Origin of the sequence: Burkholderia sp. JKS000303 (assembly GCF_002563755.1) — a bacterium.
In the GTDB taxonomy this organism is placed as follows: Bacteria; Pseudomonadota; Gammaproteobacteria; order Burkholderiales; family Burkholderiaceae; genus Burkholderia; species Burkholderia anthina_B.
Window position 1 is genome coordinate 435,137 of the sequence record NZ_PDBZ01000002.1, and the last position, 24,301, is coordinate 459,437.

Consider the following 24,301-nt stretch of genomic DNA (forward strand, 5'->3'; position numbering starts at 1 on the left):
CTTGACGCAGATCATGAACGCGGACGATGCCACCTCGCCGCGTAGGGGCACGCCCCATCGCCCGTGTCACGGCGCTAGGATGAATGACGTCATCCCCAGTCGCCGGAGACGCACATGAAAATCAGCGAACCGATGCGGGCACCTTCGACGCCCGATACGTTGCCGTTGCTGCAGCTTGGCCTGCGGCCGTTCTATCTCACCGGAGCCGTGTTCGCGAGCGTCGCGATCGCCGCGTGGCTCGCGGCCTGGCACGGGCTGCCCGTCGCCGGCCGCACGGGCGCGATGACGGGCCTGATGTGGCACGTGCACGAGATGATCTTCGGCTTCGTCGCGGCGATCGTGGTCGGCTTCCTGCTGACCGCCACGCGTGCCTGGACGTCGCGCGAGACACTGCGCGGCCCCGCGCTCGCGGCGCTGTGGCTGGGTTGGCTGGCCGGCCGCGTGCTCGTCTGGTCGGGGCCGCCGATGCTCGCGGCCGTCGTCGATTCGCTGTTCCTGCCGGTGACGGCGCTCGTGCTGCTGCGCGTGCTGATTTCGGCGCAGAACCGGCACAACGTGTTCCTGCCGATCGCGCTGCTGGCGTTCGGCGCGCTCAACGCGCTGTTCCATGCGTGCGTGATGACGGGGCGGGCGGATCTCGCGCTGCGCGCGGCCTATGCGGCGACCGGGCTGGTCGTGTTCTTCGTCGCGGTGATCACCGGCCGCATCGTGCCGATGTTCACGATGAATGCGATCCCCGGATTCACGATGCGCCGCTTCAGGAGCGTCGATGCGCTCGCCGCGCCCGCGGTCGCGCTGACGCTGTTCGCGGACGCGCTCGGCGCGCCGGACACGCTGCTGATCGCCGCCGCGCTCGCCACCGCGCTGCTGCATGCATGGCGTCTTGCCGGATGGCATTCGTGGCGCGTCGGCAACCGGCCGATCGTGTGGATCCTGCACGTGTCCTGTCTGTGGATTCCGGTCGGGTTCGTGTTGCTCGCGCTGTCGTTCGCGGGCGTGGTCGCGCATTCGCTGGCCATGCATGCGCTGACCGTCGGCGCAATCGGCGGCGCGATCATCGCGATGATCACCCGCACGGCGCTCGGCCATACCGGACGCATGCTCGTCGCGGGCCCGTGGGAGCAGCTGTGCTACTGGCTGGTGATCGGCGCGGGCGTCATTCGCGTGTTCGGGCCGCTCGTTCCGGGCGTGCCGTATGGCGTCTGGCTCGATGCGTCGGGCGCGTGCTGGATCGTCGCGTTTCTCGCGTACACGGTGCGCTACGCGCCGTTCCTGCTGGCGCCGCGTGCGGATGGCCGCCGGGATTGATGGCCGGGCGTCGCGGGTCGGGCAGGGGCGGGGGGCGTGTGGCGTCGTGCGACGGACGGCGCGACGCCGACCGTGATCGGCCCGAGCGAGGACATGCATCGCCGCCGGCAAGCGCGATGGCTTGCCGGCGGCGTCACGCCAGGAGACCGGTTGCCGCGACCGGGCCGGCCTCGTTGCGCGTGTTTCAGAAATGCACGACGGTCCGGATGGACTTGCCTTCGTGCATCAGGTCGAACGCTTCGTTGATGCCGGTGAGCGGCTTCGTGTGCGTGACGAACGGTGCGAGCTGGATCGTGCCGGCCATTGCGTCCTCGACCATGCCCGGCAATTCGGAGCGGCCCTTGACGCCGCCGAACGCCGTACCGAGCCAGCGGCGGCCGGTGACGAGCTGGAACGGACGCGTCGAGATTTCCTGGCCGGCGCCCGCGACGCCGATGACGACCGATTGACCCCAGCCGCGGTGCGCGCATTCGAGCGCGGCGCGCATCACGTTCACGTTGCCGATGCACTCGAAGCTGTGGTCGACGCCCCAGCCGGTCATCCCGACGATGACTTGCTGGATCGGCTCCTGATGGTCCTTCGGGTTCACGCAGTCGGTGGCGCCGAACACGCGGGCGAGGTCGAACTTGCCCGGGTTGGTGTCGACCGCGATGATGCGGCCGGCCTTCGCGAGCTTCGCACCCTGGATCACGGCGAGGCCGATGCCGCCGAGGCCGAACACGGCCACCGTATCGCCCGGCTGCACCTTGGCGGTGTTCTTCACCGCGCCGAGGCCGGTCGTGACGCCGCAGCCCAGCAGGCAGACCTGCTCCGGGTTCGCGTCCGGGTTGATCTTCGCGAGCGAGACTTCGGCGACGACGGTGTATTCGCTGAACGTCGAGCAGCCCATGTAGTGATAGATCGGCTGGCCGTTGTAGCTGAAACGCGTGGTGCCGTCGGGCATCACGCCCTTGCCCTGGGTGGCGCGCACCGACACGCACAGGTTGGTCTTGCCGCTCTTGCAGAACAGGCATTCGCCGCATTCGGCGGTGTACAGCGGAATGACGTGGTCGCCGGGTTTCACGCTGGTCACGCCTTCACCGACTTCCACGACGATGCCGGCGCCTTCATGGCCCAGCACGGCGGGAAAGAGCCCTTCCGGATCGTCGCCCGACAGCGTGAAGGCGTCGGTGTGACAGACGCCCGTATGGGTGATCTTGATCAGCACTTCGCCCTTGCGGGGCGGCTCGACATCGATCTCGACGATCTGCAGCGGCTTACCCGCCTCAAACGCAACAGCAGCACGTGATTTCATGGCAATCCTGTTAGAAAAAACACCGAATGGAGCGCTACGTCGACGATTTCGCCTCAGTCAACGCAAGTAGGACCGAACGAGGGTGACGATTTCGTCGATCGATCCGGGAGAGGGTTGCGGGGCGTCCGCGAGCTGTGTGAATTCCTCGCGCAAGTGACTTTCCAGCACGTTGGCCATGACCCCGTTGATCGCACCGCGGATGGCCGCCAGTTGCTGCAGGACCGGGCCGCAGTCCGCGCCCTCCTCGAGCGCTTGCTCAAGCGCGTTCAACTGCCCGCGAACGCGGCGCACGCGGGTCAGGACGCGTTTCTTTTCTTCGGGGGAATGCGGCATGGTGTCGTGGCTTCCGGATACTGGGGGGCAGTATAAAACAATGCCGCGCGCAGGTATAGGGGATCGTTGCCGGCCGCGGCCCGGCCGGCGGCGGGCGAACGGGGCGCGGGAAGGCGGCTGCGGCGCCACGTTTGGCACTCTCGCTGGTGGCCGGTTTGGACCAACGATGACTTTTTGAAGTCGATATGCTGCGTTCTCGTTCGATCCGACGCGGCGCCGACCCATGCAGACGCGTCGTGGATAACCGGGCTTCATAAGGACTGGCGCCGTCCACCTGCCGATATCGAATCACATGATCGATGCAATCGGTTAGAAATCCTATTGAAATGTTTGCCGTCGAGAAGAGGCCAGAACGAATACGCGTGGTTGTCAAAAAATCCAGGAGCTTCCTGTCAGGAGACGATATGCAGATGCAGAACACTGAAGGCGTGATGCGGCGCGACACGACGGAATGGTTGCCGTTGATTGCCCTTTTCATGGTGGGTGTCTTTCCGAACGGCGTGTTGCTGTGCGCGCCGGCGCTCGGCAACCAGCTCGTCAACGAGTTTGCGTTCACCCCCGAGCAGCTCGGGAATTTCTTTTCGCTGGAATTTTGCGGGTTCGCGGTGGCCGGGATTCTCGGCACCTATGTGCTGCCGAGAGTGAACTGGGTGAAGCTCTTCAACTTCGCGCTGTTCGTGTTCGTCGCCGGCTATGTCGCGTCGATCTTCGTGCTGCCCGATGTCAGGGCGCTGATGATCGTGCAGGGCGTGACGACGATCTTCGGCGGCTGCTCGATCAGCCTGCTCGGCTTGTCGTTTTCCGGGCAGGTGTCGCGGCCGGCCCGCGGATACGCGATGTTCATCCTCGGCCAGCTGGCGTCGGGCACCGTCGGCCTGCTGGTGCTGCCTTGGCTGTTCCAGGCCTACGGGCTGAAGGCGTTCTTCGTCGCGGAAGTGTTGCTCGCGTTGTCGATGGTGCCGTTCATCAAATGGCTGCCGGCCACGCCACCGTCGGCGCGCGCGGGGAACCGGCCGCAGGCGAGCGTGCCGTTCCACCTGCTGCTGCTCGGGCTCGGCACGGTTACAGCCTTCTACTACGGTCTGGCCAGCGTGTGGACGTTCATCGGGCAGATCGGCACCGGCATCCATCTGACGGACGCCAGCATCGGGACCGCGCTGGCGATTTCCACCGTGGCCGGCATGATCGGCTCGGTCGTCGTCGGCGTGCTCAGCGGCCGCGTGCAGGCCGCGCTGCTGATCTCGGCCGGGATGGGCGCGATGCTCCTGTCGTGCGTCGGGCTGGTCGACGTGCGCTCGCTCGCGCTCTTCACGCTGTCCGCGATCCTGTTCAAGTTCGCCTGGACGTTTGCGCTTCCACCGATGCTGGAGGCCATTGCGCAGGCCGATGAAACCAGCCGTCTGCTCGCGTTCTCCAGTTCGGGCATCGGCGTCGGGTTGATGGTCGGTCCCGCGGTCGCCGGCTGGATCATCTCGATCAGCAAAGGCTACACGGCAATGCTGCTCGTGGCCGCCGCGATGTGCGTGTTCGCGTGGCTGGGCTGCCTGACGCTCGTGCGCGTCAATCGACGCGCGACGAAGACCGGCCACGCGGGCCGCGTCGCGGTGCGGTGACACGCCACGCGACGACCGGCAAACAAAACAATCACGATCGTTTGGAGCATCCATGAAATACAAGGCAGCCATGCTGTGCACGGTGTTGTGCGCGGTGACGAACGCGGCGTCCGCGCAGAGCAGCGTGACGCTTTACGGCCTGATCGACGAGGGCATCGGCTTCACGAACAATGCCGGCGGCAAGCAGGCGTGGCAGACGCAGAGCGGATGGACCGCGGGCGACCGCTGGGGGATCAAGGGCGTCGAAGCGCTCGGCGCGGGCACCGCGGCGATCTTTACGCTGGAGAACGGCTTTCTGCTCGATTCCGGTCGCGCGCTGCCGTCGGGCATGCTGTTCGGGCGTCAGGCGTTCGTCGGCTTGCAGAGCACGCGCTGGGGCAGCGTCACGCTCGGCCGGCAATACGATTCGATCCAGGATTACCTCGCGCCGTTGACCGCCAATGGCCGCGATGGCGGGTGGCCGTTCGCGCATCCGTACGACAACGACAATACGGTCGCGACGTTCCGGCTCAACAACGCCGTGAAGTTCAGTAGCACGAATTATGGTGGGCTGCAGTTCGGCGGGGTGTATGCATTCGGCAATGCAACCGGGTTCGCGAGCAACCGGAGTTTCAGCGTCGGCGCATCGTACAGCCGCTCGCCGCTGTCGCTTGCGGTCGCGTATCTGCAGGCCGATTCTCCGGGGGCGACGGCGTCTGGCGCCATTTCGTCGACCGATGCGAATTTCGTCGCACGGCGTCAGCGCGTGTGGGGTGCCGGTGCGAACTACGACTGGGGGCCGGCGACGCTCGGCCTGACCTACACGCACACGGTGTTGAACGACCCGGTTTCGTCCGCCTATTTCGGCACGCTGCCGGCCGGCGCGACGCTGCTGCGGTTCGACAACCTCGAGGCGAACGTCCGGTATCAGGCTACACCGACCGTGGTGCTCGCCGCGATGTATGCCTATACCCTCGGCCGGTTCGATGGTGCTTCGGGGGCGGCGACACCGCGCTGGCATCAGGGCGGCCTGATGGTCGATTACCTGCTGTCCAAGCGGACGTTCCTGTACGCGCAGGCGGTTTATCAGCATGTCGGCGGCGATGCGGCCGGAACTGTGTTCGGCAACGCCTATATCACCGGGTCGGCCGGCATCTCGTCGACCCGCTCGCAGGTCCTTGGTCGCGTGGGGATCCGGACCGTCTTCTGACGCTTCCCGGGTGATTCGCGGTTCGTTCGAACCGCTTCGTAAACCCTCGGTGAACGGTAGCGTTCCCGAGGGTTTCTTGCATTCGGGCGGTCCGTATCGGGCGGTTCGTGCGCACGCAAGCAATGGAGCGGGCGTGTAGAACCCGACGGGACCGCCGGTCGCATGCACTGTTTCGATGCGATACAGAAGCGGCTGCGCATGCCGGACGACGAACAAAAAAAGCCGACGACACCAGTCGTCGGCGGGTGCTGCACGATCAAGCGTGACGCGGGCCTTATCGCGCCACGTGCACCGGCGGCCGCCGGTTCGCCCACGGACGCGCCTGTTCGAGCTGCGCGGCCAGTTGCAGGAGCGTGGCTTCCTGCCCGTAGCGCCCGGCGAAGTGAACCCCGACCGGCAACCCGGTGTCCGTCACATGCAACGGCAGCGAGATCGCAGGCTGCCCCGTCACGTTGAAGACGGGCGTGAACGGAATATATGAGAACACCTGCCGGGTCCATTCGAACGCGGCGATGCCGGCACGATCCTGATTCAGTTCGCCCAGCGGGCGCGGCAGTCTCGCGAGCGTCGGCGTCAGGCACACATCGACCGTTTCGAAAAACGCGCCGACCTGCCGGCACACCGCGTTGTGCTGGCCGAGTGCGCCGATCAGGTCGGTGGCCTTGTAGTGCCTGCCTTCTTCGTAGGATGCGAGCGTCGCGGCCTCGAGGTTGTGCGGGCCCGGCGTGCGGCCGGTGGCCAGCGCGAGCTGCTGCGCGCTGGCCGCGATGAAGCTCATCCACACGACGTGCGTTGCCTCGAGGAACTGCTCCCAGTCGTAGACCGGCGCATCCTCGACGACGGTATGACCGAGTTCCTCGAGCAGGCGCACGGTCCGGTGCACGGCCTCCACGCACTCGGGGTCGGGCAGGTCGCCGGCGCCCGTCTTCGTCGACCACGCGATGCGCAGCGCGCGCGGTCGTTGCGCGATGACGGCACCGTACGGCTCCGGTTGCGGCAGCGGATGGCCGGGCGCGCCGACGTCGGCGCCCGACACCGCGTCGAGCAGGGCCGCCGCGTCGCGCACCGTGCGGGTCAGCGCGAACTCCGAGATCGCGCCGAACACGAGCTCCGACCCGTGGTACGGCCCCCACGGGGTCCGGTAGCGGCTCGGCTTGAGGCCGACGAGACCGTTGCACGACGCCGGAATCCGGATCGAGCCGCCGCCGTCGTTGCCGTGTGCGACGGGAACGATGCCCGCGGCGACGGCGGCGCCTGCGCCACCGCTCGAACCGCCGGCGCTGCGCGCGAGATCCCACGGGTTGCGCACCGCGCCGTGCAGCCGCGGTTCGGTCGACGGGCTGTACGCGAACTCCGACGTCTGGGTCGTGCCGGCCAGCACGAAGCCGGCCTGCCGGAAGCGCGTCATCAGCTCGGAATCGGCCGGTGCGACGAGCCCCCGCGCGAGACCGGAGCCCATCTCGCACTTGACGTCCTTCGCCTGCAACACCGCCTCCTTGATCAGGAACGGCACGCCCGAAAACGGTCCGGCCGGGATCGCGGACGCCACGGTGGTGGCTGCCTGCTCGCGAAGCACCTGCAGCACCGCGTTGACGGTCGGGTTGACCTTGTCGATGGCGGCGAACGCGGTGTCCAGCAGCTCGTGCGGCGTGACGTCCTTTTTGGCGACGAGCTCGGCCAGGCCCAGGCCGTCATGGCGTGCGTACTCTTCCAGGGAAATCATGTGGGTGTCCTGTCGTCAGATTGAATAGCCAGGGCGAACCGTGCGGCTGTCCGCCGTCCTCCTGATATGACCACGTCGTTGCGGGCCTTCGGTCGATCGTGCGCCGACGCCGGCCAGACGAGCGCCGCTCCGTACGCCACGAAGACGACGGCGACGCTTGATGCGAGACGGTCGATTGCTGTGTCCAGCCGCATGGCTTGCCTGCTTGCACGGGTGAAGGTTGGGGCGTCGTGACGTGCGTGACTGCCGGGGGCGATGCATCGGCGCGTCGGCGATCGCACACGCGTGCGCCGGCCGCGTCGTGGTCCGAGGTCAATATACGCACGCAAAAACGGCCGTTGTGGGGCCAAACCTGCGCGGATGAAGGGTGCCAAGTTGCTGCTCCGGCTGCGCGACGCGGCGGCCGTGACGCGCCATCGCGACATTGGGGCAACCGAGTGTTTGGCGCGTATTTCAGGCGAAGTAAGATCGGGCGGCCGGCATCGCGCGGCGCCCGACGGGCGCGGCACGCGGCGCCGTTTTCTTTGCGTTTGAAAGGATCACAGGCAGTGGAGAAGTCATCAAGCCGAAGCAGAAAAAGTCTGGGTGTCCTGTTCGCGCTGGACGGCAGGGGCGCGCTGGTCGACCAGCTGGTTCGGGCGCTGCGCACCGAGATCGCAAAGGCGCAACCCGGCACGCGGCTGCCGCCGACGCGCGATCTCGCGAAGGAGCTCGGCGTGTCGCGCAACACCGTCACGACGGCTTACAGCGAGCTTGTGAACGAAGGGCATATCGTCAGCCGCTTCGGCGCGGGATCGGTCGTCGCGGAACGCCTGATCGGCAAGCCGGCGGCTGAGTTGCCGCGGTCCCGGCCCGCGACGGTCGCGCCGGTGCTGTCCCATTTCGCGCGGCGGCTGCAGAGTCTCGAACCGTCGCCGATCCTGGAGCGGCCGGAGCTGAAGTACGACTTCCGGTACGGGCTGCCGGTGACGGACGAGTTTCCGTTCTCGAAGTGGTCGCGGATCGTCGCGCGGCGCGCCACGGTCAGCGCGACGTCCAATATCGGCTATGGCCATCCGGGCGGCTATCCGGCGCTGCGCGCGGAGATCGCCGAGTATCTGGCGCGGGCCCGCGGGATCCAGTGCCGACCGGATGACATCGTCGTCACGAACGGCTCGCAGCAGGCGCTCGACCTGATTGCGCGCCTGCTGATCGATCCCGAGGACGGCGTGGTGATCGAAGAGCCGCATTTCGAAGGCGCGCGGGAGGCGTTCGCCGCGGCCGGCGCGCGGATCATCGCGGTGCCGGTCGACAAGGACGGCCTGCAGACCACGAAATTGCCGGGGGCTTCCGCGCATTGCCGGGCCGTCTACGTGACGCCGTCGCACCAGTTTCCGACCGGCGCGATCCTGTCCGCGGCGCGACGCCGCGAGCTGCTCGACTGGGCCGGCGAACACAATGCGTTCGTCGTCGAGGACGACTACGACGCCGAACTGCGCTACGACGTGCGCCCGCAGGCGTCGATCAAGGCCGTGGACAGCGGCGATCGCGTCATCTACGTCGGCACGATGTCGAAGGTGCTGTTCCCGTCGCTGCGGATCGGCTACATCGTCAGCCCGCGGCATCTGCTGCCGAGCCTGCTGGCCGCGAAACACGTCTGCGACCGGCAGACGCCGCTGCTGCTTCAGTCGTCGCTGAGCGACTTCATCGCGCAGGGTCATTTCGACCGCTACCTCGTCGAGCAGAAGCGGCTTTGCGGCCGCAAGCGTGCCGCGTTCATGCGCGCGGTGGACGAGTGCATGGGCGAGCACGTCATGGTTCAGGGCATCAGCGCCGGCATCCATGCGCTCGTCTGGCTCAACAAGCGCACGTCGGGCGACGTGCCGAAGCTGATCGACGCCGCCGCGCAGGCCGGGGTCGGCATCTACCCGGTGACGCCGTACTTTCTGCACGCGCCCAGAAAGGCCGGGCTGCTGCTCGGCTACGCGTCGATGGAAGAGGCGCTCATCCGCGAGGGCATCGAACGCCTCGCGCGCGTGGTGCGTGGCTGACGAAAGGCCCGGTCGGGCATTCGCGCGCCGCACCGGGCGACGGCGCGTCGATCGCCGTCGTTCGACTTGGCTCCTTCGAATTCACCGCCGTTGGACCATCAGCCGGGTTTTTTGCCTGCCTATATTGGACCGTCAGTCGCCCGACAGCCGTACCTGCCGGGCGACTGCTCATGAACCCAATCGCCAGGAGCCCGTAATATGTCTGTCTATCTGAGTATGCAACGCGTGCGTTTCTCGAGCCCGGATGGCTACGAGAAGTTCAAGATGGTGTTCTCGGATGTGCGCAATCACCTGAAGGACGTGCCCGGATTCATGCACCTCACGTGGTGGGTGCATGCGGACGATCCCGCGTGGTTCAACGAAGTCAGCTTCTGGACCAGCTTCGACGCGCTGCGCGACTGGCATGCGAACGTGTATCACAAGCATGCGAAGGAATGGGCGGTTCGCACCGGCGCGATCATGGAAGACATCATCACCAATTTCGAGCTGAAGAGCACGCGCCTGATTCGCGTCTGCCCGTGCTGCGGGACCGCCGACGACAGCCCGTATCCGCTCGAACGCGAGCGGGACGTGCTCGCGCAGCCGTGCGGGCAATGCGGCTTCAACTTTCCCGTGACACCTGAAAACCGCGCGAGTACCGCGTTGTACAAGGATGTCGCCGTCTGACGCGCGTGCTCAGATCAACAGCTCGAGCGTGCGGAACAGCGCCAGGTCCTCGCCGCGCGCCGAGCGGGCATGCCGCCGGATCACCTGCAGCAGGCAGTCGATGAAGCAGCGCGCCGGGTCGCCGAGCGTGCTGCTGCGGCGCGTGACGATCCCGAGTTCGCTCGGCTCGAACGTCTCCTGCAGCGACAGCACGCGCATGCGCTCGCCGAACGGCCGCACCGCCGCGAGGATCGTCGGGCACCACGTGCACATGCCGGCCTGTTCGAGCATCGTCTGCAGGATCGCGACCGACTGCGCGCGCACGATGCGCCGTTCGTCGATCTGCGCGCCGTGCCGCGTGAACAGATAGTCGACGAGCGTGGCCTGGCCGTCGGCGGACGAATTCAGCACCCAGTCGCAATCGAGCAGTTCGTGCACCGACGTCGCATGCTCGTGCGGATGCCCGGCGCGCACCATCACCGACGTGTCGTAGCGCAGCAGCGGCTCGAACGCGAATTCCTGCGCGCTGCTGCCCGGCTGCACGTGGCCGAGCGCGAAATCCATGCTGCCGTCGCGCAGCAGCGGTTGCGCGACGGCCATCAGCGCCTCGTAGAGTTCGAGGCGCACGTCGGGCATCCGCTCGCGAAACCGCAGCACGGTTTCCGGGAGAAACGTCATCGTGAGCCACGGCGTGACGCCGACGCTCAGCCGCCCCTCGACGCGGCCGCGCATCCGTTCCAGGTCGCTCTGCGCATGCTCGAGCTGCTTGAGCACTAGCTTCGCGTGCGTGAGCAGCGTCTTGCCGTATTCGGTGAAACCGATGCCTTCCGGCGCGCGCACCAGCAGCGGCAGGCGCTCGCTGGCCTCCAGCTCGCGCAGCGCGCGCGTGACGGCCGCCTGTGACAACCCGAGCGTGCGCGCGGCCCCGCGGATGCTGCCGGCCTCCGCGCTTGCGACGAGTGCCTGCAACTGGTGCAGCTTGATCGTGCTCATGGTGCGAAACGGGACGAAACCCGACAACGAAAGGTTGTCATCATAACGAAACTGCGGCTGTTCGCCGGCATTTTCGCTGCATACGATCCCGTCACGATCCGCCATTCGGGCGATCGGAAAACCGGAACGCATCGAGGAGTATCGGGGTTGGATCGAGAACGCATTGCGCCAGAAATGGCGGCCATCGAGACGGAGATGATCGCGCTGCGCCGCCGGCTGCACGCGCATCCGGAGCTCGGTTTCGACGAACACGCGACCAGCGCGCTGGTCGCCGACTGCCTGACAACGTGGGGTTATCGGGTGACGCGCGGCCTCGGCGGCACCGGCGTGGTCGGCACGCTCACGCGCGGCGCCGGCAAACGGCTCGGGCTGCGCGCGGACATGGACGCGCTGCCGATCCGCGAGACGACCGGGCTGCCGCATGCGAGCCGGCACGACGGCGTGATGCACGCGTGCGGCCACGACGGCCATACCGCGATGCTGCTGGCCGCCGCCCGTTGCCTTGCCGAACGCGGGCGCTTCAGCGGCACGCTGAACCTGATTTTCCAGCCGGCGGAGGAAGGGCTCGGCGGCGCGAAGCGGATGATCGACGACGGGCTGTTCGCGCAGTTCCCGTGCGATGCCGTGTTCGCGATGCACAACGTGCCGGGGCTGCCGGCCGGCGTGCTCGGCTTCTGCGACGGTCCGGCGATGGCGTCGGCCGACGAGGTGCGGGTGCGCGTCACCGGGCGCGGCGGTCACGGCGCGGCGCCGCACACGACGATTGATCCGGTGGTCGTGTGCGCGTCGATCGTGATGGCGTTGCAGACGGTCGTGTCGCGCAACGTGAACCCGCAGGAACTCGCGATCGTCACGACCGGCTCGATCCACGCGGGCACGGCATCGAACGTGATTGCGCCGCATGCCGATCTCGAACTGAGCGTGCGGGCGCTGTCGCCGGACGTGCGCGCGTTGCTCGAACGACGCATCCGCGCGATCGTGCGCGGCCAGGCCGAAAGCTATGGCGCGACGGCCGAGATCGACTATCGCTACGGCTATCCGGTGCTCGTCAATCATGCGGCGGAAACCGCGTTCGCGCGGGACGTGGCGCGGGAATGGGGCGGCGACGACGCGCTGATTGCACACCTGCGGCCGATCGCGGCGAGCGAGGATTTCGCGTTCATGCTGAACGCGTGCCCGGGCAGCTACCTGTCGATCGGCAACGGCAACGGCAACGGCAACGGCAACGGCAACGGCAACGGCAACGGCAACGGCGACGGTGCTGCCGGCTGCGGGCTGCACAACCCCGGCTACGACTTCAACGATGCATGCCTCGCGACCGGCGCGAGCTACTGGATCGCGCTCGCGGAGCGTTACCTCGCGTGAGCGGGGCAAAGGCATTCAAATCACTTTCAACGATGGAAACAAGGAGACAGGCAATGAAACAGTGGATGGCGGCGCTCGCGGTGGCGCTTACGGCAACGACGCTGGCAGGGGCCGCGCACGCGGGCGACTGGACGGGCAAGGAGATCCGCCTCGCGGTCGACCCGACGTATCCGCCGCTCGAATACAAGCAGCCCGACGGCACGCTGACGGGCTTCGGGATCGACATCACGAACGCGTTGTGTGCGGAACTGCATGCGCGTTGCGTGTGGGTCGAGTCGAGCTTCGACGGGATGATTCCCGGGTTGCTCGCGCGCAAGTTCGACGTGATCGCGTCGTCGATGACGATCACGCCGAAGCGGATGCAGCAGATCGCGTTCACGAACCGGATCTCGAATGCGCCGGCCCGGCTGATCGCGCGCAAGGGTTCGCCGCTGCTGCCGACGGCCGCGTCGCTGAAGGGCAAGCGCGTCGGCGTCGAGCAGGGCTCCGCGCAGGCCGACTATGCGATCGCGAACTGGCAGCCGGCCGGCGTGCAGATCGAGTCGTACCAGAACCAGGACCAGGTCTATGCCGACCTCGTGACCGGGCGGCTCGACGCGGCGTTCCAGGCGTCGATCGCGGCCAGCGACGGCTTCCTGAAGAAGCCGCAGGGCAAGGACTTCACGTTCGTCGGCGCGGCGATCGACGACGCGAAGTACTTCGGGCAGGGCGACGGCCTAGGCTTGCGCAAGCAGGACACCGACCTGCGCGACGCGTTCAACCGCGCGCTGGCGGCGATCCTCGCGAACGGCACGTATCAGCGAATCAACCACAAGTACTTCGATTTCGACATCTACGGCGCGAAGTAAGCCGCGCCGCCTCATCGGGCGGTCGGGGTCATCATATCAATAAGGAAAACGAATGAACTGGAGATTGTTTGTCGTCGCGATCCCGGCGCTGTGTGCGGCGCCGGCCTTTGCGCAAAGCAGCGTCACGCTGTACGGATTGATCGATGCGGGCATCGACTATACGAACAACGTCGGCGGCCACGGCGCGTGGCAGATGGCGAGCGGCTTCGCGCAAGGCAGCCGCTGGGGGCTGAAGGGCACCGAGGATCTCGGCGGTGGCTACAGCGCGCTGTTCCAGATCGAGAACGGGTTCAACGTGAACAGCGGCACGCTCGCGCAAGGCGGCCGCATGTTCGGGCGGCAGGCGTACGTCGGGTTGGGCAGCACGCGCTTCGGCACGCTGACGCTCGGCCGCCAATACGATTCGGTGGTCGACTATCTCGCGCCGACCACCGCGAACGGCAGCTGGGGCGTCTATCCGTTCTCGCATCCGCTCGACAACGACAACACCGGCAACACGTTCCGCGTGAACAACACGGTCAAGTATGCGAGCCCGGATTTTGCCGGCTTCTCGTTCGGCGGCACGTACAGCTTCAGCAACGACACCGGCTTCGCGAACAACCGGCAGTGGAGCGTCGGCGCGCAGTACGAGCAGGGCGGCCTGCTCGTCGGCGCCGCGTTCCTGAACGCGGACAACCCGGGCGCGACGGCCGGCGGCGCGATCGCGGGTGCCGGGTCGGTCGGCACCGATGCGAACTTCGCGTCCGCGCGGCTGCGGATCTTCGGCGCGGGCATCAACTACACGGCCGGGCCGGCGACGGTCGGGTTCGCCTATACGAACAGCAACGTCACGCGGCCGACCGCGAACGTCGGCTATCTGTTCGGCGACGAGACGATCGAGCCCGTGACGGGGCCGCTCGCCGGCGGCACGGTCACGGCGATCAAGTATCAGAACTTCGAAGTGAACGGCAAGTATCAGTTCACGCCGGCGTTCTTCGTCGGTGCGCAGTATGTGTATACAACCGTGCGTTACGACGCGACCACGGGTAGCGCGAAGCCGAAGATCCATTCGCTCGGGCTGATGGCCGACTACAACCTGTCGAAGCGGACCGACGTCTATCTGATGGGCGCGTACCAGCGCATCGCCGGCGATGCGACCGGGTCGTCGCTCGACCAGGCGTATATCCCGGGGGCGGCCGATCTGTCGTCGACGTCGAAGCAGCTGATGGTGCACGCGGGGATTCGGCACCGGTTCTGATCGGCGTTCATGAAGGCGTACGACGTCGTGCGCTTTCGGCTGACGATCGAAGGACAGCATTCGGAGACCTGCGGGACACGGGTCGCCGAATGCATTTCGCCAGCAGGTCACCCGGGCCGGGCCGCGCTCTTCCGGCTTTTCAATGCCGCCTGCACCTGCTTGCAGTCGTGGTCGAGCTGGACCCGCAGCAGCTTCAACAGCAATTTCGCGTGCTCGGACAACGGCTTGCCGGCGCGGAAAATGACCTGGTCCTGGAACGGCACATCCACCGACAGACGCCGGATCACGAGCCCGCGGGCAATGAAGTCGACGGCCGCGACCGGATGGACGAACGCCAGCCCGACGCCGCAGCGCGCCAGCTCGCACGCCGTGATCGAGTAAGGCGTTTCGACGATGCTGCGCAGCGTGATCCCGTCGCGGGCGAGCATGGCTTCCAGCGCCTGCCGCGTGACGTCCTCCGCGTTCAGCGAAATGAAGTGATCCGACTGAAGGTCGGCCGGCGTGACGACCGTGCGGCGCGCCAGCGGGTGATCGGGCGTCATCGCGATCACGCCCGGCAGCGAACTGAAGATCGAGTGCTCGAGCCCGGACGGCGACATCTCGCTCGCCATCAGCCCGATATCGGCGCTGCCCGACTGCACCTTCTGCTGGACTTCGCGCGAGCTCATGACCTGCAACGACAGCTGGATGCCGAGCGAATCCAGCCGCGCGCCGGCGATCGCGCGCGGCAGAAAGCAGTTCCCCAGCGCCGGAAAGCACGCGACGGTCAGCCGCCCGTGCCGATACGAGCCGAGGCTGCGGATCACGTGCTCGACCGTTTCGAAGCCGACGAAGTAGCGTTCGATCGACGTCATCAGCACGTTCGCTTCGTGCGTCGGGACCATTCGGCCGCGCACGCGCTCGAACAACCGCAACGCGGCATAGGCCTCGACCCGCTGAATCGCCTGGCTGACCGCGGGCTGGCTGATCTCCAGCAACTGCGCCGCGCGCGCGGTGGTGCCGGAGGTCATCACGGCGCGAAAGATTTCGATGTCCCGCGGCGACATAACAGAATCCAATAGATTAATAAGTCAGGATTGTAGCGACGTCCGGCCAGGATCCCGATACTTCGGGGCACCCCGCGCACTATCGACCGACTACCGGTTTCGCTCATGGACAACCTCACCATTGCCGCAGCCCAGTTCACCGCCGACGCAGGCGACATCGAAACCAATCTCGCCCGGCATGCGGTGTTTCTTCAGGCGGCCGCGGAACACGGTGTCCGGTATCTGGTGTTCCCGGAGCTGTCGTTGACCGGGTACGAGCTGCAACTCGGCCGGCAACTGGCGATGGCGCCGCAGGATCCACGGCTGCTACCACTGCTGGCCGATGCGCAGCGACTGGGCGTCACGGCCGTCGTCGGTGCGCCGGTCAGGTTCGACGGCGAGGGCGACGTGTATATCGGTGCGTTTACGCTCGGTCCGGCGAGCCTTCGGGTGCATACGAAGCAGCACCTGCATCCGGGGGAGGACGCGGTGTTCACCGCGGGCGAAAGCGGGCCCGCGGAAATCGTCGACGGCATCCCGGTCGCGCTGGCGATTTGCGCCGATTTCTCGCAGGCGAGCCACGCGGCCAGCGCGGCGCAGGCAGGCGCCAGGCTCTACGCCGCGAGCGCACTGATCACGGACAACGGGTACGCGCACGATACCGCGCTGCTGGCCCGCTACGCCGCCGATCACGACATGGCCGTGCTGATGGCGAACCACGGCGGTGCGACCGGGGGCTGGACGCCGGCCGGCCGTAGTGCGGTCTGGGCGGAGGGCGGGGCGCGCGTGGTCGCCGCGCAAGGGCCTGGGGATGCGCTCGTGATGGCCACGAAAGGGGTGGATGGCTGGACCGGCGCGGTGGTGGTGGTCGGCGCCGCGCACTGAGCCGAACGTCACGGTGGGGGCATGACCGCCCCGTGGTTCCGCTCGCTGCGCTATGTGCGAACGCCGACCCGATACCGGGTCGTCTGCCGATAGGTCTCACCCGGGCGGAGGATGGTTTCGTCGCTCAACCCGCCCATGTTGACCTGGTTCGGAAAACCGCCGGCCTCCACGCACAGCGCCGCGTGCCGCACACACGGCACGCCGCCGCTCGCGCGCACGCCGTCGAGATAGTTGCCCGTATAGAGTTGCAGCCCGCGCTGGTCGGTCGACACGTCGAGCGCGCGGCCGCTCTCCGGATCGTGGATCGATGCGACGTGTCGCACGCCGCGCTCATGGTCGCGCAGCACATAGCAATGATCGAAACCGCGGCCGATCACGAGCTGCGCATGCGGCTGGGCGAGGCGGGCGCCGATTGCAGCGCTCTGCCGGAAATCGAACGGCGTGCCCGTCACGTCGGCCGTGCCGGTCGGGATCAGTGCGTCGTCCACTTCGACGAATGCGTCGGCGTCGATCTGCAGCAGGTGGCCGCGCACGTCGCTGCCCGCGCGCCCACTCAGGTTGAAGTAGCTGTGATTCGTCAGGTTCAGCGGCGTGGGCGCATCGGTCACGCCCGTATAGTCGATCGTCAGCGTGCCGTCGTCGTCGAGCGTGTAGCGAACCTGGACGCTGACGTTGCCGGGGAATCCCGCGTCGCCTTCGGGTGAATCGAGCCGCAGCGTCAACCCGCCACGGTCGTCGATCACGTCCCAGCGCGCGCGATGGAAGCCGCTTGCGCCGCCGTGCAGCAGATTGCCGTTCTCGTTGCGGTCGAGCGTGTAGTCGACGCCGTCGAGCGTGAAGCGCGCGCCGGCGATCCGGTTCGCCCAGCGGCCGACCGTCGCGCCGAAGTAGGTGCCCGATTCGACATAGTCGGCCGGCGTGTCGTGCGCGAGGACGATATCGGCGAAGCGCCCGGCGCGGTCAGGCGCGAGCCACGACACGACCGTCGCGCCGAGATCGCTGACGACGACACGCATCCCATGCGCGTTGCGCAGCGTGTAGCGCCGTACCGGGTCGCCGCCGGGCAGCGTGCTCCACGGCTCGGAAGAAATGCGGGCGACGTCGGATGCCGGGCGGGAGGAGTCGTCGGTAGCGATGGGCATGGGTTAGGGCGTGGGCAGTGCATCCAGTGGGCGGGCGCGGTGCGTTGCCGGCAGTCGCGCGGGGGGCAGCCGTGCTTGCGGCGCTAGACCGCACACCCGCGTTGCAACCACGTGAATCCGCGGCGGATCGAGGCATCAGCAGGATCACCCTCGCGACGGTGCTGCGGACCCGCGAGCGCTCGTAGTATCTCCGAGATCAGGCGGTCGGGTCCATCGGTCTCTGTATGGTTATCGGTCACCCTACGACCGGTCGCGATTCCGCACACGCGTGGCGCCCGTGATCACCGCGTTGCCGAACAGGATGACGGCGACGATTTCAACGTGGAATCGCGGTCGTCACACCGGCTCGACGAACGCTTCCGCGTCGGCGCGGCACACGCGGTTTCTGCCCTGGCGCTTGGCCGCGTAGAGCGCGAGGTCCGCCTGATGCGCCAGTGCGTTCGCGGACGTCGTGCTGGCGCGGTCGCCGGTCGCGCATCCGATGCTGACCGTGAACGCGGGAACGGTGCCGGCGAACCCGTCGAGACGGTTGCGTTCGACCGCACGGCGTATCGCTTCCGCGACTTTCGCGGCGCCGCGTGCGTCGGTGTCGGGCAACACCGCGACGAACTCCTCGCCGCCGTAGCGGGCGGCCAGGTCGCCGCGCCGGCGGGTATGCGCGCGGATGCATTCGCCGAGAAAGCGCAGCGCCGCGTCGCCTTGCGCATGTCCGTACCGGTCGTTGTATTGCTTGAAGTGATCGGCGTCGATGAACAGCACCGACAGGCTGCCGCCGCTGCCGCGCTGCAGGCGATCCCATTCGTCGGCCAGTGCGGCATCGAGCGCGCGGCGGTTGTGCAGGCCCGTCAGCGGATCGGTGCGCGTGAGGTCCGTGAGCAGCGTCTGTTTGCGCAGGTTGTCGCGCAGCGCGAACGCGAGCAGCCACACCACCGTGCAGAACAGCGCGCCGATGACCGACGCCGACACGCCGACCGTCCACGACAGCCGCGTGATGCCGGCCAGCACGTCGCGCTCGGCCGGCGCGACCACGGCGATCAGCGGCGTGCCGGGCACTTGCTGGTACGTATACAGCCGCAGGGTGCCGTCGATGCTCGAGCGGGCCGCATAGAAGCCGGATTCGCGGCTCACCATCCGCTCGAACGCCTTCGAGCGGCGCAGGCGAACCATCTGGTGATCGTTCAACGGCGGATTCCGGGCGAGGATCGTGCCGTCCGCGCGCAGGATCGCGCTGATGCCGTGCGGGCCGACGTTGAGCCGGGACAGCAGCCGGTCGAAGTAGGCGAGGTCGATGGCGACCACCGCGATCCCGTCGAACGTATGGTCCGGCCGCTCGAGGCGGCGCGACAGCGCAATCGACTCGGTGCCGCTGCGCGAACGCGCACGATACGCTGTCGACACGTACAGGCCGACCTTCGCGGAATCGCGATGGACTTTGAAATAGTCGCGATCGCTGAAATCCCAATGGTGCGACGGGCCGCAACATCCGTCGACCAGTTGGCCGGACGCGTCGGTCACGCCCATCCCGGTCACGTATTGGGCGGCCGTGCGCTCGAACAGCACGTCGTGACGCAGCCGGGCGTCCATGCGCGCGATCGCCGGGTTGCCGAGGTCGGCGGAGAGCGCGGCCAGCGCGGTGTTGGATGTCTCGACGGTGCGCGCGATCTCGCTGACCAGCACGGCGGCGACGTTGCGGGACGTCTCGTGCGCGTGCGCGACGACTTCGCTGCGCGCTGCCCACAGCGTCACCGCGCTGATGCCGAGCGCCGCGAGCGACATCAGCGTGCCCAGCGCGCCGATGACCAGATGGTGCCGCCCGGCCCAGTCGGCAATTTTCTCGATCGAAGTGGATGCGGACATGCTCGCGCTCGTGTGGCAAGCCGGCCGCGCGGGCGCGGACGGGCTCAAATCCGGGTTAACGGCAGATGTGAGCGGAAATCGAGGGCGGCATGTCGCGTGATGACCGCGGCCGTGCCGCGGACGTCACGGTAACGCAAGCGGACGGCGGCGCCGGTTCAGTCGAGCCCGCCCTGGCACAGGTACTTGATCGACAGGTAGTCGTCGAGACCGTAGCGCGAACCTTCGCGGCCGTAGCCCGATTCCTTCACGCCGCCGAACGGTGCGGCCTCGCTCGCGAGCGCGCCCTCGTTGATGCCGACGATGCCCGTTTCGAGCCGCGCGGACACACGCGCAATGCGCCGCACGTCCTGCGTGTAGAAATACGCGGCCAGTCCGAACGGCGTGTCGTTCGCGGCGTCGACGGCGTCGTCCTCGGTATCGAACCGGAACAGCGCGGCGACCGGGCCGAAGGTTTCCTCGCAGGTGAGCTGCATGTCGCCGGCGGCATCGGCGAGCACCGTCGGCGCGTAGTAGTTCGGCCCGAGTTCGGTCAGGCGCCGGCCGCCCGTCAGCACGCGCGCGCCGCGCTCGACCGCGTCGCCGACGTGCCGCGCGATCTTGTCGACCGCGCGCGCGTTGATCATCGGGCCGATCTGCGCGGCCGGGTCGGTCGCCGGGGCGACCTTCAGCGCGGCGACGCGCGCGGCAAGCTTCGCGGCGAAAGCATCGTAGACGCCGGCCTGCACGTACACGCGATTCGGCGACACGCAGGTCTGCCCGCCGTTGCGAAACTTCGCGGCCATCAGTCCGTCGACCGCCGCGTCGAGCTCGGCATCGTCGAACACGATGAACGGCGCATTGCCGCCGAGCTCCAGCGACAATTTCTTCAGCGTCGCCGCCGATTCGCGCGCGAGCAACTTGCCGACGGGCGTCGATCCGGTGAACGTGATCTTGCGCACGCGGCCGTCGGCGAGCCAGTCGCCCGCCGCATCGATGCCGCGCTCGCGCGACGCGGCGATCATGTTCAGCACGCCGGGCGGCACGCCGGCTTCCTGCGCGAGGAAGGCCAGCGCGAGCGCGGTCAGCGGTGTGTCCTCCGCCGGCTTCGCGACGACCGTGCAACCCGCCGCGAGCGCGGGCGCGATCTTGCGCGCGATCATCGCGAGCGGGAAATTCCACGGCGTGATCGCGGCGACGATGCCGATCGGCTCCTTCACCGCGCTGAGCCGCTTGCCGCGCTGCTGCTGCGGAATCAGGTCGCCATAGATGCGCGTCGCTTCCTCGGCGAACCACAGCACGTACGACGCGCCGTACGCGACTTCGCCGCGCGCTTCGGCGAGCGGTTTGCCCTGTTCGCGCGACATCAGTTTCGCGAGATCGTCGGTGTGCGCGACGATCGCCGCATGCCACGCACGCAGGATCGCGGCACGTTCGCGCGCGGGTGTCGCGCGCCATGCGGGCAGCGCGCGTGCGGCCGCGTCGGTGGCGGCGCGCGCGTCGGCGGCGGCGCTGTCGGGCACGTCGGCGACGGCGTCGAGCGTCGCCGGATCGGTGACGGCGAAGCGGCGGCCGTCGAGCGCATCGCGCCACTCGCCGTCGATCAGGTTGGCGGTACGAACGAGTTCGGTTCGGGACAGCGTATGCGGCATGACAGGTCCTTGGGGGAAGCGGTTCGGCGGCGGCGCGGGCGCGCGGCGTCCCGGTGCGGACAGGGGCGCTGCCGCGTCGCAGGGGGGCCGCACGCCGTGCGTCAGTGGCGTTCGCCGAACAGCGATTCGAGCGGGTAGTGCCGTTTGACGAACGGCGACTTGATGATCACGTAGCTGAAATACTTCTCGATGCCGATGTTCTGCTCGAGCAGCCCTTCGACGATCGTCTGGTAATGGCTCACGCTGCGCGTGATGAACTTGAGCAGGTAGTCGTAGCCGCCGCTCGCGAGGTGGCATTCGACGATCTCGTCGACGTTGCGAATCGCCGCGACGAAACGGTCGAAGTCCTCGCGCCGGTGGTCGGCCAGCGTGACCTCGGTGAACACGACCTGCACGTCGCCGAGCTTCTCGAGCTGGATGTGCGCGCCGTAACCACCGATGTAACCGGCCTTTTCCAGCCGCTTCACGCGGATCAGGCACGGACTGGGCGACAGTCCGACCGCATCGGCCAGTTCGACGTTGGTCATGCGGCCGCGTTTCTGCAACTGGGAAAGGATGCGCAGGTCGATGCGATCCAGCTTGCTGTCCGTCATGTTCTCGTGAGAGGGAAAAAAATGGAATGTCCGGTTACTTTAGAGTCGAATGATGGCTGCCACAAGCCCGGCTTTCCCTTGGCCTGCTCAGGCCGGCTGGGCGTGCGCGGCGTCGAGCGCACGCTGCACGCCCGTGTCGGCCAGCACGTCGTCGAGCGTCTGGCGCACGCGCTCGAACAGCAGGTCGAACTCGCCCGCGGTGAAGCTCAATGCTGGCGCGAAACCGAGCGTGCCGTCGCCGAACGCGCGAAACACCACGCCGTTCGCGTAGGCCGCCGCGGCGATCTTGTCGGGCACGTTCAGCGCGGCGTCGAAGCGCGTCTTGTGCGCCTTGTCGGCCACCAGTTCGAGCGCGCCGAGCAGGCCGACCGAGCGCGCGTCGCCGACGAGCGGATGCGCGCGCAGCGCGTCGAGGCCCGCGGCAAAGCGCGGCGCCATCGCCTGGCCGTTCGCGAGCAGCCCGCCTTCGTGATACAGCTTCAGCACTTCGAGGCCGATCGCGGCGCTGACCGGGTGCGCGGAATACGTGTAGCCGTGGCCGACCGCGGCCGACTCCGTGCGGCTGCCCGCGATGCCTTCGTAGATTTCGTCGGACATCAGCACCGCGCCCATCGGCGCATAGCCGGCGGTCAGGCCCTTCGCGACGGTCATCAGGTCCGGGTCGACCTGTTCTGTCTCGCACGCGAACAGCGGGCCCGTGCGGCCGAAGCCGGTGATCACCTCGTCGGCGACGAACAGGATGCCGAGGCGCCGGCACGCGTCGCGCATCGCCTTCAGCCAGCCGGCCGGGGGCACGATCACGCCGCCCGAGCCTTGCACCGGTTCGCAGAAGAAGGCGGCGACGTTGTCCGCGCCGAGTTCGGCGACTTTCGCCTCCAGCGCGGCGACCGACGCGGCGATCAGCGCCTGCGGATCGTCGCCGAGCGGATTGCGGTACGGGTAGGGCGACGGGATGTGATGCTGGTCCGCGCGCGGCAGGTCGAAATGGCGGTGGAACGCGGGCAGCGCGGTGAGGCCGGCACCGATCGACGACGAGCCGTGATAGCCGCGTTCGAGCGCGATCATCTGCTTCTTCGACGGGCGGCCGGTCGCGTTGAAGTAATGGGTAATGAAGCGCACGGCGGAATCGACCGCGTCCGAGCCGCCGAGCGTGAAGTACACGCGATTCAGCGACGGCGGGGCAAGCGAAGCGAGCCGTTCGGCCAGCTCGATCGCCGGCTGCGAGCCGAAATGGAAATAGCCGGTCGCGTACGGCAGTTTCGCCATCTGCTCGGCGGCGGCCTTCACGATGCTGTCGCGGCCGTAGCCGACGTTGACGCACCACAGGCCCGAGAACGCGTCGAGCAGCGTGTTGCCGTCGCCGTCGCGCAGGAACACGCCGTCGGCGGATTCGAGCACGGTGACGCCGCGCGCTTCATGCACGCGATAGTTGACGACGGGATGGATCAGGTGTTGACGATCGGCTTCGATCAGTGCGGCTTGGTTCATGGCGGGCAGGACTCTCGTCGGGTGTCGGCAGTGAAGTCATGCTACCGGGCGAGCATTCCGCGCGCGTCTTCAATTTGCAGTCTGAAACGTATGAACGCGGTGTTTGTGCGGGGCGCTTCGGCATTTTCTGCTGCGCGCCCCGCGGGGCCGTGTGCGCGCGTCGGCGCATCAGTAACCGCGCACGCGATCGACGACGCCGAGCATCGGCTGGCCCGCGCGATGGCGCGCGAGATTCGCGAGGACGGCGTCGACGGCCGTGTCGGGCCGCGTCGCGCTGGCGATGTGCGGCGTGATCCGGATGCGCGGATGTGCCCAGAACGGGTGGCCCGCCGGCAAAGGTTCGGGGTCCGTCACGTCGAGGATCGCGCTGTCGAGCCGGCCGCTCGCGAGCGCCGCGAGCAGCGCGGCCTCGTCGAGCTGCGGGCCGCGCCCGACCTGCACGAGCGACGCGCCGGCCGGCAGCGCATCGAACACGCGCGCGCCGAGCAGCCCGCGCGTATCGGCCGTGAGCGGCAGCAGGCAGATCAGGATGTCGGTACGAGCGAGGAACGCGTCGAGTTCCGTGTCACCCGCGTAGCAGTCGATGCCGTCGAGCGTGCGCGGCGTGCGGCTCCAGCCGGCGCACGGGAAGCCGAAGCGGCGTAGCGTGTCGAGCACGGCCTGGCCGAGCGTGCCGAGCCCGAGCACGCCGACGCGCCGCGACGCGGCCGCGCGCACGGGCTTCTCGCGCCACACCTGTTCGCGCTGCTGCGCGGCGTAGTCGAACAGGTCGCGGTGGATCGTCAGCACGGCCTGCGTCACGTACTCGACCATCCCTTCGACGATGCCCGGCTCGATCATGCGCACGACCGGGATATGCGCGGGCACGCACGACAGGTCGAACTGATCGATGCCGGCGCCCACCGAGAACACGACTTCGAGATTCGGCAGCAGCGCGACCGGATCGTCGGGCGGCTGCCATGCGGCGAGATACCGGACGGCGGCGGCGTCGCCGATGTCCGGCCAGATCCGGAACGGCAGGTCAGGGGCAAGTTGTGCGAAACGCTGCGCCCATTGCGCGCCGCGCACCGGGTCGGCCTTGTAGAGAAAGCTCATCGTGCGTGCC

The 24,301-nt window shown here is 67.8% G+C and carries 20 protein-coding genes; 9 read left to right on the top strand and 11 right to left on the bottom strand.

Going from position 1 to position 24,301, the window contains the following annotated elements; genetic code table 11:
• Positions 1–114 precede the first annotated feature (114 nt).
• Positions 115–1,308, top strand: a complete 1,194-nt coding sequence (locus BX604_RS24000) for an NnrS family protein (RefSeq protein ID WP_098553336.1) — start codon at positions 115–117, stop codon at positions 1,306–1,308.
• Positions 1,309–1,492: 184 nt separating this feature from the next.
• Here the strand turns inward: BX604_RS24000 and BX604_RS24005 are convergent, their stop codons facing one another.
• On the bottom strand, positions 1,493–2,602 hold the full coding sequence (locus BX604_RS24005) for an S-(hydroxymethyl)glutathione dehydrogenase/class III alcohol dehydrogenase (protein ID WP_098553337.1): 1,110 nt from the start codon (positions 2,600–2,602) through the stop codon (positions 1,493–1,495).
• 57 nt (positions 2,603–2,659) lie between these two features.
• Positions 2,660–2,935 (bottom strand): formaldehyde-responsive transcriptional repressor FrmR, encoded by a 276-nt coding sequence (gene frmR, locus BX604_RS24010; protein ID WP_098553338.1) that lies wholly within the window; start codon positions 2,933–2,935, stop codon positions 2,660–2,662.
• A 410-nt stretch (positions 2,936–3,345) separates the two neighbouring features.
• On the opposite strand from frmR, the gene BX604_RS24015 reads away from it, so the two are divergent.
• Positions 3,346–4,548 carry an MFS transporter gene (locus BX604_RS24015; RefSeq protein ID WP_143748094.1) on the top strand — a complete coding sequence of 401 codons (1,203 nt, stop codon included), beginning with the start codon at positions 3,346–3,348 and terminating at the stop codon, positions 4,546–4,548.
• A 52-nt stretch (positions 4,549–4,600) separates the two neighbouring features.
• Entirely contained in the window at positions 4,601–5,737 is a 1,137-nt protein-coding gene (locus BX604_RS24020) for a porin (protein ID WP_098553340.1), read from the top strand.
• 274 nt (positions 5,738–6,011) lie between these two features.
• On the opposite strand, the gene BX604_RS24025 is transcribed toward BX604_RS24020, so the two are convergent.
• The gene (locus BX604_RS24025) at positions 6,012–7,460 is read right to left on the bottom strand and encodes an amidase (protein ID WP_098553341.1); all 1,449 of its coding nucleotides are present in this window, start codon (positions 7,458–7,460) and stop codon (positions 6,012–6,014) included.
• A 548-nt stretch (positions 7,461–8,008) separates the two neighbouring features.
• Between BX604_RS24025 and pdxR the strand changes: the two genes are divergently transcribed.
• Both pdxR and BX604_RS24035 read left to right on the top strand, forming a co-directional pair.
• Complete coding sequence (gene pdxR / locus BX604_RS24030) at positions 8,009–9,490, top strand: MocR-like pyridoxine biosynthesis transcription factor PdxR (protein ID WP_179894866.1); 1,482 nt, start codon at positions 8,009–8,011, stop codon at positions 9,488–9,490.
• A 198-nt stretch (positions 9,491–9,688) separates the two neighbouring features.
• Positions 9,689–10,156 carry an antibiotic biosynthesis monooxygenase family protein gene (locus BX604_RS24035; RefSeq protein ID WP_098553343.1) on the top strand — a complete coding sequence of 156 codons (468 nt, stop codon included), beginning with the start codon at positions 9,689–9,691 and terminating at the stop codon, positions 10,154–10,156.
• Positions 10,157–10,165: 9 nt separating this feature from the next.
• Here BX604_RS24035 and BX604_RS24040 read toward each other — a convergent pair whose 3' ends face one another.
• Complete coding sequence (locus BX604_RS24040) at positions 10,166–11,128, bottom strand: LysR substrate-binding domain-containing protein (RefSeq protein WP_098554017.1); 963 nt, start codon at positions 11,126–11,128, stop codon at positions 10,166–10,168.
• 195 nt (positions 11,129–11,323) lie between these two features.
• On the opposite strand from BX604_RS24040, the gene BX604_RS24045 reads away from it, so the two are divergent.
• The 3 genes from BX604_RS24045 to BX604_RS24055 are packed head-to-tail and all read left to right on the top strand — an operon-like array spanning position 11,324 to position 14,578.
• Entirely contained in the window at positions 11,324–12,493 is a 1,170-nt protein-coding gene (locus tag BX604_RS24045) for a M20 aminoacylase family protein (protein WP_373562441.1), read from the top strand.
• Positions 12,494–12,546: 53 nt separating this feature from the next.
• The gene (locus BX604_RS24050) at positions 12,547–13,341 is read left to right on the top strand and encodes an ABC transporter substrate-binding protein (protein ID WP_098553345.1); all 795 of its coding nucleotides are present in this window, start codon (positions 12,547–12,549) and stop codon (positions 13,339–13,341) included.
• 52 nt (positions 13,342–13,393) lie between these two features.
• Positions 13,394–14,578, top strand: a complete 1,185-nt coding sequence (locus tag BX604_RS24055; protein ID WP_098553346.1) for a porin — start codon at positions 13,394–13,396, stop codon at positions 14,576–14,578.
• Between the two features lie 107 nt (positions 14,579–14,685).
• Here the strand turns inward: BX604_RS24055 and BX604_RS24060 are convergent, their stop codons facing one another.
• Positions 14,686–15,624 (bottom strand): LysR substrate-binding domain-containing protein, encoded by a 939-nt coding sequence (locus BX604_RS24060; RefSeq protein ID WP_098553347.1) that lies wholly within the window; start codon positions 15,622–15,624, stop codon positions 14,686–14,688.
• A 105-nt stretch (positions 15,625–15,729) separates the two neighbouring features.
• Here BX604_RS24060 and BX604_RS24065 point away from each other — a divergent pair, with 105 nt between their 5' ends.
• On the top strand, positions 15,730–16,488 hold the full coding sequence (locus tag BX604_RS24065; protein ID WP_098553348.1) for a carbon-nitrogen hydrolase family protein: 759 nt from the start codon (positions 15,730–15,732) through the stop codon (positions 16,486–16,488).
• A gap of 50 nt (positions 16,489–16,538) precedes the next feature.
• Here BX604_RS24065 and BX604_RS24070 read toward each other — a convergent pair whose 3' ends face one another.
• From BX604_RS24070 to BX604_RS24100, 6 genes are all read right to left on the bottom strand, one after another.
• Positions 16,539–17,630, bottom strand: a complete 1,092-nt coding sequence (locus BX604_RS24070) for an aldose epimerase family protein (RefSeq protein ID WP_098553349.1) — start codon at positions 17,628–17,630, stop codon at positions 16,539–16,541.
• 336 nt (positions 17,631–17,966) lie between these two features.
• The gene (locus tag BX604_RS24075) at positions 17,967–19,487 is read right to left on the bottom strand and encodes a sensor domain-containing diguanylate cyclase (protein WP_098553350.1); all 1,521 of its coding nucleotides are present in this window, start codon (positions 19,485–19,487) and stop codon (positions 17,967–17,969) included.
• Between the two features lie 155 nt (positions 19,488–19,642).
• A complete protein-coding gene (locus BX604_RS24080; RefSeq protein WP_098553351.1) occupies positions 19,643–21,115 on the bottom strand; it encodes an NAD-dependent succinate-semialdehyde dehydrogenase in 1,473 nt (490 codons plus the stop codon).
• A gap of 101 nt (positions 21,116–21,216) precedes the next feature.
• Positions 21,217–21,708, bottom strand: a complete 492-nt coding sequence (locus BX604_RS24085) for an Lrp/AsnC family transcriptional regulator (protein WP_006749694.1) — start codon at positions 21,706–21,708, stop codon at positions 21,217–21,219.
• Between the two features lie 87 nt (positions 21,709–21,795).
• Entirely contained in the window at positions 21,796–23,196 is a 1,401-nt protein-coding gene (locus BX604_RS24090; protein WP_098553352.1) for an aspartate aminotransferase family protein, read from the bottom strand.
• A gap of 168 nt (positions 23,197–23,364) precedes the next feature.
• Positions 23,365–24,291, bottom strand: coding sequence for a 2-hydroxyacid dehydrogenase (locus tag BX604_RS24100; protein ID WP_098553354.1), 927 nt, complete (start codon positions 24,289–24,291; stop codon positions 23,365–23,367).
• Positions 24,292–24,301 lie beyond the last annotated feature (10 nt).

Bases quoted from the DNA above. Each gene is read 5' to 3' on its own strand.
- BX604_RS24000 (WP_098553336.1), top strand. From the start codon at position 115: ATGAAAATCAGCGAACCGATGCGGGCACCTTCGACGCCCGATACGTTG.
- BX604_RS24005 (WP_098553337.1), bottom strand. From the start codon at position 2,602: ATGAAATCACGTGCTGCTGTTGCGTTTGAGGCGGGTAAGCCGCTGCAG.
- frmR (WP_098553338.1), bottom strand. From the start codon at position 2,935: ATGCCGCATTCCCCCGAAGAAAAGAAACGCGTCCTGACCCGCGTGCGC.
- BX604_RS24015 (WP_143748094.1), top strand. From the start codon at position 3,346: ATGCAGAACACTGAAGGCGTGATGCGGCGCGACACGACGGAATGGTTG.
- BX604_RS24020 (WP_098553340.1), top strand. From the start codon at position 4,601: ATGAAATACAAGGCAGCCATGCTGTGCACGGTGTTGTGCGCGGTGACG.
- BX604_RS24025 (WP_098553341.1), bottom strand. From the start codon at position 7,460: ATGATTTCCCTGGAAGAGTACGCACGCCATGACGGCCTGGGCCTGGCC.
- BX604_RS24035 (WP_098553343.1), top strand. From the start codon at position 9,689: ATGTCTGTCTATCTGAGTATGCAACGCGTGCGTTTCTCGAGCCCGGAT.
- BX604_RS24040 (WP_098554017.1), bottom strand. From the start codon at position 11,128: ATGAGCACGATCAAGCTGCACCAGTTGCAGGCACTCGTCGCAAGCGCG.
- BX604_RS24045 (WP_373562441.1), top strand. From the start codon at position 11,324: ATGATCGCGCTGCGCCGCCGGCTGCACGCGCATCCGGAGCTCGGTTTC.
- BX604_RS24050 (WP_098553345.1), top strand. From the start codon at position 12,547: ATGAAACAGTGGATGGCGGCGCTCGCGGTGGCGCTTACGGCAACGACG.
- BX604_RS24055 (WP_098553346.1), top strand. From the start codon at position 13,394: ATGAACTGGAGATTGTTTGTCGTCGCGATCCCGGCGCTGTGTGCGGCG.
- BX604_RS24060 (WP_098553347.1), bottom strand. From the start codon at position 15,624: ATGTCGCCGCGGGACATCGAAATCTTTCGCGCCGTGATGACCTCCGGC.
- BX604_RS24065 (WP_098553348.1), top strand. From the start codon at position 15,730: ATGGACAACCTCACCATTGCCGCAGCCCAGTTCACCGCCGACGCAGGC.
- BX604_RS24070 (WP_098553349.1), bottom strand. From the start codon at position 17,630: ATGCCCATCGCTACCGACGACTCCTCCCGCCCGGCATCCGACGTCGCC.
- BX604_RS24075 (WP_098553350.1), bottom strand. From the start codon at position 19,487: ATGTCCGCATCCACTTCGATCGAGAAAATTGCCGACTGGGCCGGGCGG.
- BX604_RS24080 (WP_098553351.1), bottom strand. From the start codon at position 21,115: ATGCCGCATACGCTGTCCCGAACCGAACTCGTTCGTACCGCCAACCTG.
- BX604_RS24085 (WP_006749694.1), bottom strand. From the start codon at position 21,708: ATGACGGACAGCAAGCTGGATCGCATCGACCTGCGCATCCTTTCCCAG.
- BX604_RS24090 (WP_098553352.1), bottom strand. From the start codon at position 23,196: ATGAACCAAGCCGCACTGATCGAAGCCGATCGTCAACACCTGATCCAT.
- BX604_RS24100 (WP_098553354.1), bottom strand. From the start codon at position 24,291: ATGAGCTTTCTCTACAAGGCCGACCCGGTGCGCGGCGCGCAATGGGCG.